At 39.7% G+C, this 16,220-nt stretch carries 10 protein-coding genes; 7 read left to right on the plus strand and 3 right to left on the minus strand.

What is annotated here, in order from left to right:
• Positions 1 to 129: 129 nt before the first annotated feature.
• From KFO40_RS10190 to KFO40_RS10215, 6 genes are all read left to right on the plus strand, one after another.
• Positions 130 to 1,974, plus strand: a complete 1,845-nt coding sequence (locus tag KFO40_RS10190) for a carboxypeptidase-like regulatory domain-containing protein (RefSeq protein WP_248005574.1) — start codon at positions 130 to 132, stop codon at positions 1,972 to 1,974.
• Between the two features lie 115 nt (positions 1,975 to 2,089).
• On the plus strand, positions 2,090 to 5,269 hold the full coding sequence (locus tag KFO40_RS10195) for a SusC/RagA family TonB-linked outer membrane protein (RefSeq protein WP_008025639.1): 3,180 nt from the start codon (positions 2,090 to 2,092) through the stop codon (positions 5,267 to 5,269).
• 37 nt (positions 5,270 to 5,306) lie between these two features.
• Positions 5,307 to 7,361, plus strand: a complete 2,055-nt coding sequence (locus tag KFO40_RS10200) for a RagB/SusD family nutrient uptake outer membrane protein (protein ID WP_008025641.1) — start codon at positions 5,307 to 5,309, stop codon at positions 7,359 to 7,361.
• Positions 7,362 to 7,403: 42 nt separating this feature from the next.
• Positions 7,404 to 8,210 carry a DUF3823 domain-containing protein gene (locus tag KFO40_RS10205; RefSeq protein ID WP_008025643.1) on the plus strand — a complete coding sequence of 269 codons (807 nt, stop codon included), beginning with the start codon at positions 7,404 to 7,406 and terminating at the stop codon, positions 8,208 to 8,210.
• Positions 8,211 to 8,324: 114 nt separating this feature from the next.
• The gene (locus KFO40_RS10210; RefSeq protein ID WP_008025645.1) at positions 8,325 to 9,521 is read left to right on the plus strand and encodes a glycoside hydrolase family 76 protein; all 1,197 of its coding nucleotides are present in this window, start codon (positions 8,325 to 8,327) and stop codon (positions 9,519 to 9,521) included.
• Positions 9,522 to 9,721: 200 nt separating this feature from the next.
• Positions 9,722 to 11,371, plus strand: coding sequence for a glycoside hydrolase family 32 protein (locus tag KFO40_RS10215; protein WP_008025648.1), 1,650 nt, complete (start codon positions 9,722 to 9,724; stop codon positions 11,369 to 11,371).
• A gap of 410 nt (positions 11,372 to 11,781) precedes the next feature.
• Here KFO40_RS10215 and KFO40_RS10220 read toward each other — a convergent pair whose 3' ends face one another.
• The 3 genes from KFO40_RS10220 to KFO40_RS10235 form a co-directional block, all read right to left on the minus strand.
• Positions 11,782 to 12,891, minus strand: coding sequence for an AAA family ATPase (locus KFO40_RS10220; RefSeq protein WP_211146334.1), 1,110 nt, complete (start codon positions 12,889 to 12,891; stop codon positions 11,782 to 11,784).
• On the minus strand, positions 12,866 to 13,600 hold the full coding sequence (locus tag KFO40_RS10225; RefSeq protein WP_008025652.1) for an RNA ligase family protein: 735 nt from the start codon (positions 13,598 to 13,600) through the stop codon (positions 12,866 to 12,868). Before KFO40_RS10225 ends, KFO40_RS10220 begins: the two co-directional genes overlap by 26 nt.
• Positions 13,601 to 13,731: 131 nt before the next feature.
• Complete coding sequence (locus tag KFO40_RS10235; protein WP_211146317.1) at positions 13,732 to 15,129, minus strand: RtcB family protein; 1,398 nt, start codon at positions 15,127 to 15,129, stop codon at positions 13,732 to 13,734.
• Positions 15,130 to 15,644: 515 nt separating this feature from the next.
• On the opposite strand from KFO40_RS10235, the gene trxA reads away from it, so the two are divergent.
• On the plus strand, positions 15,645 to 16,142 hold the full coding sequence (trxA, locus tag KFO40_RS10240) for a thioredoxin (protein ID WP_118219463.1): 498 nt from the start codon (positions 15,645 to 15,647) through the stop codon (positions 16,140 to 16,142).
• Positions 16,143 to 16,220 lie beyond the last annotated feature (78 nt).

The raw sequence follows: 16,220 nt of genomic DNA on the forward strand, positions 1-16,220 counted from the left end.
CTATAAATTAACCGTCATACTCTTTTTTTGCCAAAAATTACACAACGAATTATAATGCATATAAAAATCGAAAAAAAGAAAAACACATTTGACAATTCCGGTAAACTTACAATACATAGATATTTAATTATGAAAAACAAAAAACTTTATTTTGAATTGCGTATGAAACTAATGAAAAACTTACGAACGTTTACGTTCTTTATGTTAGTGGGAGCTATCGCTTTCACAACTAGTTCGTGTAGCGATGACGATGATTCGACCAAGTCTGACTATGGTACTGTAACAGGTATGGTAACTGACGAAAACAACACGCCTATCAGTGGTGTTGCAGTTACTATTTCTGATGTCGAAGGTTCTACAGCTACTGGTGCCGATGGAAAGTACTCTTTCTCCAATGCACCTATGGATAAACGTACCATTACATTCACCAAAAAAGATTATCTGACTACCAGCGCAACTGTTTTAGCCAGCAAGTTCGATGCTAATAAAGTAGCATCTATAAGTATTCAGATGCTAAGTGCAGCAGCAAAGGTGATGGGTACTGTAACTGATGCTAAGAACAACAATGCTCCTCTTGCAGGGGTAACAGTAAAACTGGGTTCATTGACTACAACTACCGCCAATGATGGTACATACTTATTTGAAAGTCTCATTATTGATGATTATTCTATTACATTTAGTAAAACCGGTTATGTAGCAGTTTCAAGGGATATCAAGAAAGCCCAGTTTATAGATAAGATAACCACTCTCGATATTCGTCTGGGTGGAGTAGAAGTATTACCAGGTTTAACAGCTGATGATTTGAAAGAGGCTGATAAATGGCTTTATAATGAATACAGAGGCGGAAAAAATGCTGATAGCTATCCTCATTGGGATTGGTCAACCGATTATATGTGTACTTTGAGTTTCTGGGGTAATATGGAAGAACAGAATGAAGGAAGCACTTTAAGGATCAGAAATACAGGTGACGAACAAAAAAATCCGGCTAATCTGGACGCATTTGATTCTTATACTTATGGTAGCAAGAAAATCACGGAAGATAATAAGATTTTGTCATTAAGAATCCGCACCCATAATGCAGATGACAAAGCACCGGCGTATTTTGGAGTGCAAGTAGTAGATCTTTCTGCTGCAGAACCTGTAGCTGTGAAAGTGGGAGAAACCAAAACCTGTGGTTCGCAAAGTTATACAGATTATGATTTTGACTTAAGTGACTATGTTGGAAAAGAAGTTATTATAGCTATCGGAATCTATCGTACCGCAGCAGGTGATTATTGGAAACAATTGGTTCTTCGCGCTATACGCTTCGCTCCACAAAAAGTTGAAGGATGGAACTGGTTGCCCGGCACCGCTATCACAGGTTTGGAAGAATGGAAGTTAACTGCAGAAATGGTCCGTTCAACAATGGTTCAAACAACTAAATCATTCACTGGAATAAGCCCCATTCGCGGTGGTAGCGGCGATTATTATGCAGCATACCGTGAGTGGCGAAATGTAAATCATATAGCCTATTGTTGGGCATTTATGCCGACAGTAAAAGACCCAGAAGTATTCCCCAGTGAAGGTTATCTGATAAAAACAACAGGGAACGGAGCCGCTAATACCAATAAACCCGAGGCCTACTTCTATGCTAAATTTGCAATTGCAGAAGGAAATAATAAATTAACGTTGAAAACCCGCACGTTTGGTGATCAATGGACATTCTTTAAACTTACTGCTATCAAAGAAGACGGAACATTCGTCAATCTAAATCCAATATCTAATACGGCCAAAGAAGCAGCTGCTGCAGAAAATGGTTGTTGGAAGTTCAAACATGATGCAGGAGGTCCGGACAACCCGAATACCTATGCTACATTCGTATACGACCTAGCTCAATTTAACGGCAGTAATGTAGTGTTAGCCATAGGTGTATTTAATGGAGAAAAGAGCAGCAATGAAAATAAGCTGGTATTCCACAGCGTCGAATTAAACTAAAAAAGACACTGTTCTTACTCGAATCTTTTGCTTGTTTGCCTATTCAGGCTAAAGATTCGAGTAGCAACCAGTTCATACTGAATAAAAACATAACTAAATTTTAATAATTATCATTATGATGAAAACACAACGTGCAAAAAAAATGCAATATCTGTATTCTTGCATTCTTATGGTGTTTCTTCTGACTTTGAGCTCACCATCATGGGCGCAGAAAAGAACCATATCAGGTATTGTTACAGATGAAACCAATGAACCTGTAATCGGGGCTAATGTTGTAATCAAGAACACAACCGTAGGTACGATAACCGGTATAGATGGTCAATATCGTATTGAAGCTCCAGATAATGCTACTTTAGTATTCTCTTTTATAGGTTATAATTCTATAGAAGAAAAAGTGAATGGGCGTACACAAATCAATGTTTCTATGAAATCCAATGACATCACTCTTAGTGATGTAGTGGTTGTGGGATATGGTGTACAAAAAAAAGTAAGCCTTACTGGTGCAATAGCAGGAGTGAGAAGTACCGACCTATTGAAAACAAAAAATGAGAATCCGCAGAATATGCTTACCGGTAAAATCTCCGGAGTACGCGTATGGCAAAAAAGTGCCGAACCCGGGTCTTATAGTAATAACTTTGATATTCGTGGATATGATGCTCCATTGGTCATCATTGACGGTGTTCCTCGTGACGTGCAAGACTTCCAGCGTTTGAATGCTAATGACATTGATGATATATCTGTACTGAAAGATGCCTCGGCTGCTATTTATGGGGTACGTTCTGCCAATGGTGTTATATTAGTAACTACTAAAAAAGGCTCAAAAGAGGGAAAAACAAAAGTCTCATACAATGGTTCCTTTACCATCCAACAGCCATCTGACATGCCTAAACTGGCCGATCCGTATGGAACAATGACTTTATATAATGAAAAGGCGATGAATAAAGTAGATGGTGGGAATATTATATACGGTGAAGATCAGTTCGAAGCTTTCCGCAATGGTTCCCGCCGAGCTACAGATTGGAATTCATTAATATTTTCAGATCACTCTCCTCAAACTCAACACGATATCAGCATCTCAGGAGGAAATGAAAGAACCCAATATTATATAGGTATGGGATATTTCTATCAGGAAGGATTTTTCAAATCAGGAGATTTGAATTATGAGAAATATAATATTCGTTCTAACATCTCGACAAGAATTCTTAAAGGATTGACTTTCGAACTCAATCTTAGTGCTTTCCTCGATGAACGAAATTCTCCTTATTACAGTTCAGTCGATATTATTCGCAACTATTGGTCACAAGGGGTATTGTATCCTGCGTATGCCGATCCGAAAAATACAATGCTAAATTACAAAGGATTAGAATTGGAAAATAATACGGTTGCCTTCATGACTTCCGATGTGTCAGGATACAAAAAGAACAAACAGAAAAATATCCAATCTTCAGCATCACTCAATTTTGATTTTGGAACAATAACACCAGTTTTAAAAGGCTTGTCGGCAAAAGCATTGTTTAGTTACGATTACCGATTGGACAACAATGAAAGTTACCGTAAGGAATATTATCAATATGCTTATGATGATTTGACTGATACCTATACTCAAAAATTATACAACAACAGTTCTCCGAGCAACCTCCTCCGAAAAATGTACGATAAACAACAGACTCTGGCTCAGTTGATATTGAATTATAATCGCACATTTGGAGAACATTCCATAAGTGGATTAGTCGGTTGGGAAACTCAGAAACGTCAGGGAGATAATTTCTATGCCCAACGCAATCTTGCCTTCAGCGTTCCATATCTTTTTGTAGGCGAAGACACTGCCCAACAAGGTGGAATGTATTCGGGTAACTCCGATCTTTACGAGGAAGCTAATTCAGCTTTAATAGGTAGAATAAATTATGCTTACGGAAGCCGTTATCTACTTGAAGCTCAATTCCGTTATGATGGATCTTCCAAATTTGCCAAAGGGCATAAATGGGGGTTCTTCCCTTCCATATCAGCAGGATGGCGTATCTCTGAAGAACCGTTTTTCAAATCAATATCTGCTCTTTCTTTTGTGAATCAGTTGAAGGTACGTGCCAGCTATGGTGTATTGGGAGATGATTTAAGTAATAATTGGAATTATGAATGGGCACAAGGATATAATTATCCTGCTACCGGCGAAAACGCAGAAAAAGGGTATTATAATCATTACGCTCCGGGATTTGTTTTTGGTGATAAATTCGTTTATGCCGCCTCACCGAAACCTCTTCCTAATGAGGGTATCTCATGGTACGAATCAAGAACATTCGACATTGGTGTAGACTTTGAGGGATGGGATGGTTTATTCGGTTTTGTGATTGATTACTTCGACCGCCGCCGTAAGAACATGTTTGCCCGTAGTAGCGGAGATTTACCAACAGTTGTAGGTGCTGAAGCTCCATTAGAGAACGTTAACAGCGACCGTCAATTTGGTATAGACCTGGAGCTTACACACCGGAATAAAATAGGAGATTTTTCTTATAAAGTAAAAGCAATAGGTACTATTACTCGCAGAAAACACATGACTGCAGTCGATAAAGGTCCTTGGTCCAGTTCTTATGACAGATGGCGCAATGATAATTTGAACAACCGTTATCAAGGCGTTCAATTCGGTTATAATTCAGCAGGACGTTACACTGATTGGAATGATATCTGGACATACCCTATTTATAAAGACAGAGATATACTCCCTGGAGATTACAAGTATGTAGACTGGAATGGAGATGGTGAAATCAATGGTCAAGATGAACATCCTTTCGCATTCGATCAAACACCTTGGTTAAATTACAGTTTGAATTTGGATTTCGCATATAAAAATTTTGATCTGAACATATTATTTCAAGGTTCTGCCCTCGGTTCTATGGAATATAAAGAACCTTTATACAATATATGGGGTGAAAATGGCGGAGGTGCTTTGGAGCAATTCCTTGATCGTTGGCATCCGACAGACCCTCTGGCTGATCCCTACGATCCGAAGACTCAATGGGTAAGCGGCCACTATGGATATACGGGCCATTATCCAAAAGGGAACTCTGAATTCAATCGCGTCAGCACAGCTTATTTACGTCTTAAGAGTATAGAAATTGGCTATACCCTTCCTCGGATAAAAGCTTTGTCGACCATGAACCTTCGCATATTTGCCAATGCCTACAACCTGTTTACAATAACAGGCGTGAAATTTGTCGACCCGGAACATCCTGACGACGATCTGGGTAGAATGTATCCGTTAAACAAAACCTACACAGTAGGAATGTCTCTTTCTTTTTAAGGTTTTGGACAAAAAAATAATTTAAAATATTATCTATATGAAAAAGATATTTATATTATCATTGTTTAGTATCTTATTATTCAGCGGTTGCAATGATCTGGATATTGCTCCCAAGAATCTCATTACCGATAAAGACTTAATAGGAAGTGAATCGGGAATGGATATTTATATGGCACGAATGTACAGTAATATGCCTTTCGAAGATTTTAAATATATGGCAAAATGGGGATTTGATTTCAATTCCTGGTTAGGTGCATTCGGTATTGAAGGAACAGGTGAAGCCGTAGGCAGAGATAACATCTGCAAGAGCTTTACAGGAGAAGATACTCAATACTGGGGAAAATCATTTCCTTTGTTGCGTGATGCCAATTTTTTAATTGAGAACTTGCCGAAATACGAAGGAAACTTTGCTGGTAATGTTTATAATCACTATATGGGTGAGGCTTATTTCGTAAGAGCTTTTGTCTTTTACACGATGGCAAAGCGCTATGGTGGTGTGCCGCTGGTTACGAGAGTGATACAATATCCGGCTGACGAAAATACGCTGGAAGTTCCCCGCTCATCGGAGGAAGAGACATGGAATCAGGTGTTATCTGACTTTGATACAGCCATATCACTATTAAGTAACAAACCGTTAAAGGATGGCTATTCAAGTAAATACATCGCATTAGCATTCAAATCTGAAGCTATGCTATACGCAGGGTCCGTTGCTAAATATAATGAAACAGTTCAAGGACGTCTTACAGGATTAGGACGCAAAACAGGCGTACGTGTTATCGGATTCGACGAGAGCCAATGGGAAGATGCATCCAAAAAATATTTCACTGAAGCTTATAAAGCAGCCCGTGAAGTAATGATAAATGGTGGTTATGATCTTTATAAGAAAAAATGGGCAGCAAACGATAAAGAAGCTCAATACCAGAATATGGTAGATATGTTTAGCGATCTGACTAGTCCGGAAAATATATATGTAAGAAAATACATATATCCAACCATCACACACGGATATGACGCTTACAGTGCTCCACTAATATTCCGCGCTCCGCTATCATCTGAAACGTGTCCAACTCTTGATTTTGTAGAATTATTTGATGGCTTCGAACATTATGCTGACGGAACAATGAAAGTAACTGACGGTGCTTCCAACACCGATGGCAACTATCTGCTGTTTAATACACCGATGGATTTCTTTAAAAATGCGGAACCTCGCTTACGTGCCTATGTAATCTTCCCCGGTGACATGTTTAAAGGTAGAGAAATTGAAATCAGAGCGGGAATATATACCGGAGCAACTCCAATCAAACCTTTTTTCAATGATTACTCTTTTGCCAATGCTGACACTCACTACCAAGATTTAAATGCATATACCGGCAAGCCCAAAACATTATATCTCAGTCCTAAGATGGAAAATCAAGAAGTTGTAAAATATGACGGTAAAGATATGACTGCAGGAGGAGAAAATGGTCCGTTCTATGACCAGGGAGAATCGGCAATAACCGGATTTTATGGACGTAAATGGCTGAACCCAGATCCATCGTTTGCGGCAGGCGAAGGAAAATCAGCTCAACCTTTTATATTGATGCGTTATGCTGAAGTTCTGCTCAATGCGGCCGAAGCAGCAATAGAGTTATCTTTAGCCGGAGTAACATCTCCTGATGGAGAAAATCTTCTCCAGCTGGCAACCAAAGCGGTAAATGATATCCGTGAACGTGCAGGAGCTACTCTGTTGACAAGTAACCTGACAGCTACAGAAGGAGGACGTGACATCGTACGGAAAGAACGTCGTAAAGAATTAGCCTTTGAACATAAGACTAAATGGGATTTACGTCGTTGGCGTGTACAAGACTACAATAATAGAAGCGGATTCTGGGGTGAAACAAGAGATAAAGATAAGTTTAGCAGTAATTCCCGTTATCGTTTCCGTGGATTATATCCTTTCTTCTCAACCCAAGCTGGTAAGTATTTCTTTGACGCTCGTTTCCAATGGACTTCAAACATAACTGCCGATTACAGTACTATTGACTACTACTTCGGAATACCAGGTGGACAAGTAACTAAGAGTCCGGTAATCGATCAGCAGCCTAATCGATAAAAGATAAGTGATATAAAAAAAACTAATTAAGAAACATAGAATATGAAAAAGATAACATTTTGTACTTTATTGTGTACACTGTTCACTTTCGGTTCCTGTGATATGTTCAGCGTTGACAATTACGACGAACCGGCGGAAACATTGCAAGGTGAAGTGATAGATATAGCTACAGGAGAAAGAATACTGACCGACCAAGGTAGTGAAGGTATTCGCGTACGCTTGACCGAACTTAGTTGGGGCGATAACGTCCAGCATAACCCTGACTTTTATTGTATGCCTGACGGTACATTCCAGCATACAAAATTATTCAAAGGCACTTACAATATTCGTATTGACGGTCCATTCATCCCCTTATTGCGGGAAGACGGCTACGGAGTACCTTTAGCTGATGAAACTATAGAGAAAGAAATATCAGGCGTAACAAAAGTCCGTTTTGAAGTAGAGCCTTTCTTAAAAGTAGTTCTCGTAGGTGAGCCGACAATTAGTAATGGTAAAATTACAGCAAAAGTAAAAGTGACAAGAGGTGTCAGCAAAGAAATTTTCAAAGAAAAGATAGAACCTCTAGGGAAATACAATGACAGCTTCGTGAATATGACTGATATACAACTATTTGTAAGTTATTCTTCAACTGTGGGGTATAGAGCAAGAGACGATCGTTGGTCTAACAAAATAGAATATACGGGAACAGACTTTGAACCTCTTTTCGGAACAGAAGTTACCATTAAGTCCAATGGCACAATACCCTCAGGCAGGACAGTATTTATACGAGCTGCCGCCCGTATAAACTACGCAACAGAAAGTGTCCGCCGCTGGAATTACAGTGAACCAATGGAAGTATTGATTCCGTAATTACTGGTGTATAATTTAGATTAAAACAATCCTATTTTGAAAAGAGGTTATTATCCTCTTATCCTAACGAGGATAACCTCTTTCATTAATTACATGTATAAAAAAAGAACAGTTATGAATAAAAATAAAACAATAATCGTTTTCAGTTGGATGCTGATGGCTATGTTATTCGGATGTTCCGACTCCGATGCCAATGACAACAACAATTCCGGTGATCAAGGATTCACATACAATGATGTAATTACAGCTTACGATTCATTCAATGAAAACTTGTTCCAAGATTCCCGCAAAGTCTATCGCAGAGATGCAGGAGGCGGAACATCAGACATTGCTGTAGGTTGGACACAAGCCACAATGTTTGATATGATAATGAACGCCTACAAACTCACAGGAGATAATAAATATCTAGATCTGATGCAAAAGCACTTCGAGGGATGTTCTAACGAATTCACATTCGATTGGTATGATTATTCCCACTGGGATTTGAACGATGATATGATGTGGTGGATAGGCTCACTTGCCCGTGCATACCTGCTAACTAAGGATAAAAACTACCTTGATATATCAGAAGAGGGTTTCAAAAGAGTATGGTACGGCAAACCGATAGAATTATATCCAGACCGGCATCCTAGAGATACAGGTGGGTATGACCCTATAAACGGAGGTTTGTACTGGGGTTGGAAAGATGATGCTCTAGGAAAAATGGCATGTATCAATTATCCAACAGTCATAGCTGCTATGGAATTATACAAGGCTACCAACAAATCCGACTATCTGGATAAAGCAAAAGATGTTTACCAATGGTCTACAACACATCTATTCAATACGACAACAGGGGCGGTAGCTGACTCTGAGCATCCTGACGGTGTCGACTGGACCACAACTGTTTATAACCAAGCTACATGTATGGGAGCGGCGGCAATGCTTTATCTTGAGACAAAGGATCAGACTTATCTGAATCATGCAAAAGCTGCTATGGATTATATTATAGCAAAAAAATCAACAGCCAATAAAGTATTAAGACCGGAAGGTGATCCAACACAAGATAAAGTAGCAGACGAAAAAGGTATTTATAATGCCATCTTAGCCCAATACATACCTATTTTAATTAATGATTGCGGGCAAACCCAATACATCGAATATATAGAACGCAGCATCAATCTCGGCTGGAAAAACCGTGACAAGGAACGTAATCTGACTAATAAGTTCTTGGAGCGAGTTCCATTATCAACATCACCCCTGTCTTCTTATACAGCTTCCGGTATTCCTGCACTAATGCTAACTTTCCCGAATGTAAAAGACCGGAAATAAAGAAGTTTCAAATATATATCCCTGTATGAGGGAATCAATAGGTAAATTATAATAATCATTTGTGCCTTTAATGTCTGTCTCATTAAAAGGCACAAATGATTTTCTTTATAAAGATAGAGGAACTTACTGAAAAAGACCAAAAAACACATATATTTGTCAGTGATTCCAAAGATTCAAATAGGTTATAATATAAAAACAGCATGAAATTACTTATTCAAAAAGCTATATTAGCCAATATTCTTCTTTTTATAGGCTATTCACTTTCAGCAGGAGAAATCAAAATAAAAATCGATAAGAGATATTTAAATATCCCTGTTTCTCATAAAGAGGACCGACATAAAATGACCTTTGAGGTAAAAGGCCAACCTGCCCTATCGGTTGTTATACGTCTTGCTCACGATGAAGCTGATTATTGGGTATTTAAAGATGTTTCCAATCTGAAAGGGAAAACATTGACAATCAGCTATGAAGGAAATGAAAAAGGATTAAGCAATATCTATCAGGATGACAATATTAAAGGAGAGGACAACTTATATAAAGAAAACAACCGTCCTCAATTTCACTTTACAACCCAAAGAGGTTGGATCAATGATCCTAACGGACTTGTATATTATGACGGAGAATATCATCTTTTTTATCAGCATAATCCTTTCGAGCGAGAATGGGAAAATATGCATTGGGGGCATGCTGTAAGCAAAGATTTGGTACATTGGGAAGAATTGACAGATGCTTTATATCCCGATCATTTAGGTGGAATGTTCTCCGGTTCGGCAGTCATAGATTATGGTAATACTGCCGGTTACAATAAAGGAGACACTCCGGCTATGATTGTTGCATATACGGCCGCCGGACTTGACAAGCAAGTACAATGTATTGCATATAGCCTCGACAAAGGACGCACATTTACAAAATATACAAATAATCCTGTGATAGACTCCAAGCACATCTGGAATAGTCACGACACACGAGATCCTAAAATTTTTTGGTATAATCCCGGGAGTCATTGGGTAATGGTGTTGAATGAACGTGATGGACACTCCATATACACTTCCGCTGATCTGAAAATCTGGAAATACGAAAGCCATGTTACAGGTTTCTGGGAATGTCCCGAACTTTTTGAGTTATCAGTAGATGGAAATTCCAATAACAAAAAATGGGTAATGTATGGAGCTACAGGTACATATATGCTAGGTTCATTTGACGGTAAAACATTTATCCCGGAATCAGGAAAGTATTTTTATACCAAAGGAAGCCTGTATGCAGGACAAACATATACTAATATACCCGACAGTGACGGGCGTCGCATACAAATTGCCTGGGGACGTATTTCACACCCAGGTATGCCATTTAATGGAATGATGCTATTGCCCACAGAACTAACTCTTCACACGACAAAAGAAGGAATTAGGCTATTCAGTAATCCGATTAAAGAAACCAAGCAATTATTTACCCCTTTGAAAAAATGGGCATCTTTGACATCTGATAAAGCAAACGATCATCTTAAAGAATTTCGCAATGCCGGAACTTTGAGAATCAAAACGACTTTCAAACTATCTCATGCTACAAGTGCCGGCATTGACCTTTTTGGTCAGCGAATCTTAGATTACGATATGAATGCAAATACAATCAACAGTGTGTTTTATTCTCCCGAAGACAGAAACAGTATGGAACTTACAGCCGATATATACATAGACAAAACTTCCATCGAAGTATTCATAGACGGAGGGATATATTCTTATTCTATGGAAAGAAAAGCGGCAAAAAACAATCAGGATGGAATCTGCTTTTGGGGAAATAATATTGATATAAAGAATCTGGAGATTTTTTCTGTAAAATCCATTTGGAATTAAAATGAGGTTATTCAATAAGTCTTCTAAAATGAACTTCCTCTTGCTGCAATTGCTTGTTGCAAGAGGAACTTTGCCATCCATATAGACGCATCGACTCATCTATTAATAATAAACTTTCTTTTGCTTACTAGTAAACTTGTGTTTAACCAATACCAAACTTGCAATGCACTAACAGCAAACTATAAATAAAGCTTTCATTTATATAATTAGAAGCTTTGTTTTTATAAATGCAAGTTCTGTTTATAAAAACAGAACTTGCATTTATAGATTTCAACTAATGAAAAATAACTTTCCTCCCTATCCTTTAGAAGTTTATAATTAATAGGAAGGAAGTTTTCCCTTAATGTCCTGCAAATGGTTTGTAGTTAGTTAGCGAATGACTTGAAAAGCCGTAGCATAGAAACCTTTGCTTATACCACATGATATACCACTTCATGCGCTTCTGTCAGCAGTGGAACCTCCAGTTTATCCAACATCTTATCCAATACAGATTCAGGAAGTGCATATTCCCTGCTTTTATTTTGTTGACGCCAAGTGTAATATGGCTGTTCCAGATAGACTATCTTCACTTTTGCACCATAATCAACAAACAGATCAATCAGTTGGGCACGCATCTGACGAGTTATGTTAGTAGCATTCCAAACAAAATCCTGTCCTTTGCGAAGATACGTTCTGGCTTCTTCCTTCGCCATTTGCACTACCCGTCCATTCGCCGACTTATCCGTGGGACTCAATTTGTACTTGCGACGAATGGCATCCAAGCTCACCACCGGCATATCCATGCCAGCAGACTGAATATAATAGTCTTTCCCCATTCCCGGAAGTCCTGACAACATCGTCACTTCACATTTAAACTGTTCGTGAGGGATATAATCAATGTAACTGTCTTCTGCATGGAAGTAATGAAAGCGTGCATAATCTGTGGCAAACTCTCTCGGTTTACTCCAACAATCTTGTTCACGGCAGAAAATCTCAAACAGTTCCACAGCTTCCAACAACCCATTCTTATCTTCACAAATACGTCCTCTGACATCAGCTTCAGCCAACATTTTCAGTAATGAAGTATCTACCCGTAAAGAAGCTTCACAGAGTTTCTTTACAGAATCCGGTTTCTCCATCAGCCAAACAGGCAATCCGTGATACCGGACTAAAGACGCAATCTGCTCCCGAATATGGAACGGAGCAGGACAATCCCGGTATAAAATAGTACGGGCAGTGTACTCTCCTTTTCTGGCGTGCCCTTTAGCAGATACCCGTCCCTCTCCTTCATCCACGGAAGTCGAACGTTTTTCAACATCATGTAACAATGCAGATGTCCAAATAATTTCTTTCTCCAAGGTGGAGAGAGTCTGATAAGCAGAAGACTGCTGCAATGCTTCCAACACCATACGGGTATGCTCGGCCACACTTCCCTCCGCGTGGTAACGAGTATCTTGCGGGACGACATTCATTTCTCGTACCCACTCGAACTGTTGTTCGAGTGAGCACCATGATTTATCTTCTATCAATTTCCAATTCATCATTATTCTCCTTTTCATTACTCAATTCCCAGACAAGCGGGGCACGTTTCCAATTACGCGTCCAATGCTCATCTGTTTTGACGTGTCCTTTTCGCACATACTTAAACACATGATGCGCAAATTCGCTTACCGGATATTCCTCGATATTGCGGCTGACTACTCCTTCACGAGTACAAGCCTCTTTCGTCCACGGATCACATGAACCGAAAACAGACGGGTCTTGTGACATATCGATGATTTCCTGTTTTAAAAGTTCCGGCGTTAAACCGGAAACAGGTTCTATCTTCAACTCCGGAACCGTAGGCAAGTCAAATAAAGCTGCATAAAACTTCACTTCTTCCCATGACAACCATTGATCCATGCAACGAACCGCAAAGATATAAAAATGCGTTTCTAATCGCTGATATTCAATAGAATGTATGGCGTATAGATTTTCTCCAAAGATTTCTATATCACCCAAATCATTCTTTATCAATTCCCAACGTTCCCGCAGTTGCCTCGTCCAGGGTGAAGTGGTGGGAGCCGCATGCGAACGGGCAAAGACACCCCACTGACTCAAACAATTATTCTCTCCATCCAACTTCTCGGTATGCACCAATGTCTTAATCCGTTGGATATCTTCCCAATACGTATGATTAATTCGGTCATCACTAGTCGTTCCGGGAGAGAACGGATAGTGATAGGTACGACCATATTTCTCTGATATCATCTTCTTCTTTTTTTTTAATTAAATACTTATTCTTTTTTGCACAGCTAAACAGCACTAAAGCCACTACCCGGCAACATTCCGCAGGTCCTCTGCCGGAAGTAATTTGTAAATAGACTTTTTCTTTCATCGCATCATTCCTTATTCATTCGTACAATGCGAGGCATAAATTTGCCTTGCACTTCCACCAGTGTCTCCTGCGTATACATCACTCTGTCAATGTCCTTGTATGCCAACGGCATTTCTTCCACGCTCCCACCAATCAAAGTTACTCCTGCTTGCGACAATACCTTCTTCAAAGCCGATTGCGTAAAACTATCTTTTGCCTTTTGGCGGGACATTGCCCTGCCGGCTCCATGAGAAGCCGAATTCAACGCTTCTTCCATCCCTTTGCCACAAACCAGATAACCCGGGGTGGCCATACTTCCGGGAATCAATCCCGCTTGTCCCTTTTGCGCCGGAGTGGCTCCTTTACGATGGACGATTGCCATACGTCCCGGTGTTATTTCCTCTTTCCAAGCGAAGTTATGATGATTATTGACATTAGCGAGAGGCTTCAACCCTAAGGCTTTCGCCAAATTCAAATGAATCCGTTCATGACAGGCACGGGCATAATCACCCGCCAGATTCATACTCATCCAATACTCCTGCCCCTCTTCCGTATTCAAATCCAACCAGGCAAAATGTTGTGCTTCACGGGGAAGCCTGCACACTTCACGTGCCAGCAGACTGTAATGTTTTGCAATAGCAGCCCCCAATCCTCGTGAACCGGAATGTGACAGCAACGCCAAGTAACTTCCTTCCGGAAGATTCAATACGTTTTTTTCTTGCAAAGTGATCTCGCCGAACTCTACAAAATGATTGCCACCACCGGAACTCCCCAGTTGACGGACGGCCTTTCCATGCAAGTCCCTCAATAAAGACGTCAGACGGAATTCCTCCCTATCCAACACTTCATGTTCCTGCTCAAAACCCAATCCGCCATCCATACCGAAATGGGTGAAGTCTTTCAAGGCTTCTTTCATCTGATAGGCATACCGTTTCAGAAAATCTGCTCCGGCATCGAATACTGTCAGACTCATCCGGCAGCCGATATCAACTCCTACGGCATACGGAATCACCGCATTATCCGTAGCAAGCACTCCACCGATAGGCAACCCGTATCCGGCATGAGCGTCAGGCATCAATGCTCCACCCACTGTTACGGGCAAGCGCATAGCCAGGTTCATCTGTTGTTTGGCAAGCGTCTCGATAAATTTACCTCCATAGGTTTTATACATCAACGGCTCATCCAGTAAATCATAAGCTATAAACTCTTTCGCTATTATAGTCGGCGAAAGGCGTTCGGCCAGCTTATTCCATATTTCATTGTTTTTGTAAGATTCGGGATGCTCGAGTATATCGCTCAATGTCATTTCAATCTGTTCTTTTGTGTCATATTTGCAATGTTTGCTCACAATGTCCACTACCAGACTGCGGGCAACATTATCCTGGTATCCCAGTTTACTTAAATCTTTTAATCGTATTCCCATACTCTTTTTTCATTCGCATACAGCATTCCCTGTCAGCCTCACCGGCAAACGACGATGCAATACACGTGATACCAATGCTTAGGATACGGATATAAAATACCCTCCCACCGCATTGAAGTGATTAATTTAAAAAATAATAAATGTGATTGCAGGACTAATCAACCATTGCCGCCTGTTAGTAGAATTGCGGTCAATGTAAGAACCATCAGTTCAATATAAAAAATAATAAGTTGCAAAGCCTCATCCTCCCGACGAGACAACTTAGTCCTAATTTGAAAATATTATAACTCCAACATAATTAATACCCTTTCCATCAATTTTAAAGGGTGAATACTCATTTTATCGCGGTAAAAGTAGTGCTTATTTTTATATCTTCCAAAGATTAATAGACAAATTTTAGTGTTCAATAACTATCCGAGGGAAGTTTTGCCAAGAGTTTCTGTCAAATTGCTATTTTATGGTCCCTTTATATCGTCTATCTTTGCATCAGATAAAAACAAAAAGAAAAATAATATATGAAACGGATAAAAAGCTTATTAAGTGTCTTCGTCTTGACACTGGCAGCCACAGCTTGCGCGGGAAACAGCGGAGAAAATAAAAAAAGCAATGAACCAACAAAGGAGGACAATAAAATGGAAGTAGTAGCATTAAATAAAGCAGATTTTTTAAAGAAGGTATATAACTATGAAGCCAATCCGAACGATTGGAAATTTGAAGGCAGCCGTCCTGCCATCGTAGATTTCTACGCTACCTGGTGCGGTCCCTGCAAAGTGATGCACCCGATTCTGGAAGAACTTAGCAAAGAATATAGCGGCAAAGTAGACATCTATCAGATTGATGTGGACAAAGAACAAGAGCTGGCAGCAGCATTCGGTATCCGCAGCATCCCTACCCTATTGATGATTCCGATGAAAGAGGAACCGAGAATCATGCAGGGAGCTATGCCTAAAGACCAGCTTAAAAAAGCAATTGATGAATTTCTTCTGAAACAAAATAACGAAGCAAAGCAATAGACTTCGACTTTTTTCTCGTCATGGCAACTGCCCTCTATTCGTCTTTTGAAGATGGATAGAGGGCTGTTTATATATGCC

The sequence above is a fragment of the Bacteroides sp. 1001302B_160321_D4 genome (assembly GCF_015667765.1).
In the GTDB taxonomy this organism is placed as follows: Bacteria; Bacteroidota; Bacteroidia; order Bacteroidales; family Bacteroidaceae; genus Bacteroides; species Bacteroides xylanisolvens.

Coding starts and splice junctions, on each gene's coding strand:
- KFO40_RS10220 (WP_211146334.1), bottom strand. CDS start 12,891: ATGAATTGGAAATTGATAGAAGATAAATCATGGTGCTCACTCGAACAA.
- KFO40_RS10210 (WP_008025645.1), top strand. CDS start 8,325: ATGAATAAAAATAAAACAATAATCGTTTTCAGTTGGATGCTGATGGCT.
- KFO40_RS10225 (WP_008025652.1), bottom strand. CDS start 13,600: ATGATATCAGAGAAATATGGTCGTACCTATCACTATCCGTTCTCTCCC.
- KFO40_RS10195 (WP_008025639.1), top strand. CDS start 2,090: ATGATGAAAACACAACGTGCAAAAAAAATGCAATATCTGTATTCTTGC.
- KFO40_RS10190 (WP_248005574.1), top strand. CDS start 130: ATGAAAAACAAAAAACTTTATTTTGAATTGCGTATGAAACTAATGAAA.
- KFO40_RS10200 (WP_008025641.1), top strand. CDS start 5,307: ATGAAAAAGATATTTATATTATCATTGTTTAGTATCTTATTATTCAGC.
- KFO40_RS10235 (WP_211146317.1), bottom strand. CDS start 15,129: ATGGGAATACGATTAAAAGATTTAAGTAAACTGGGATACCAGGATAAT.
- trxA (WP_118219463.1), top strand. CDS start 15,645: ATGAAACGGATAAAAAGCTTATTAAGTGTCTTCGTCTTGACACTGGCA.
- KFO40_RS10205 (WP_008025643.1), top strand. CDS start 7,404: ATGAAAAAGATAACATTTTGTACTTTATTGTGTACACTGTTCACTTTC.
- KFO40_RS10215 (WP_008025648.1), top strand. CDS start 9,722: ATGAAATTACTTATTCAAAAAGCTATATTAGCCAATATTCTTCTTTTT.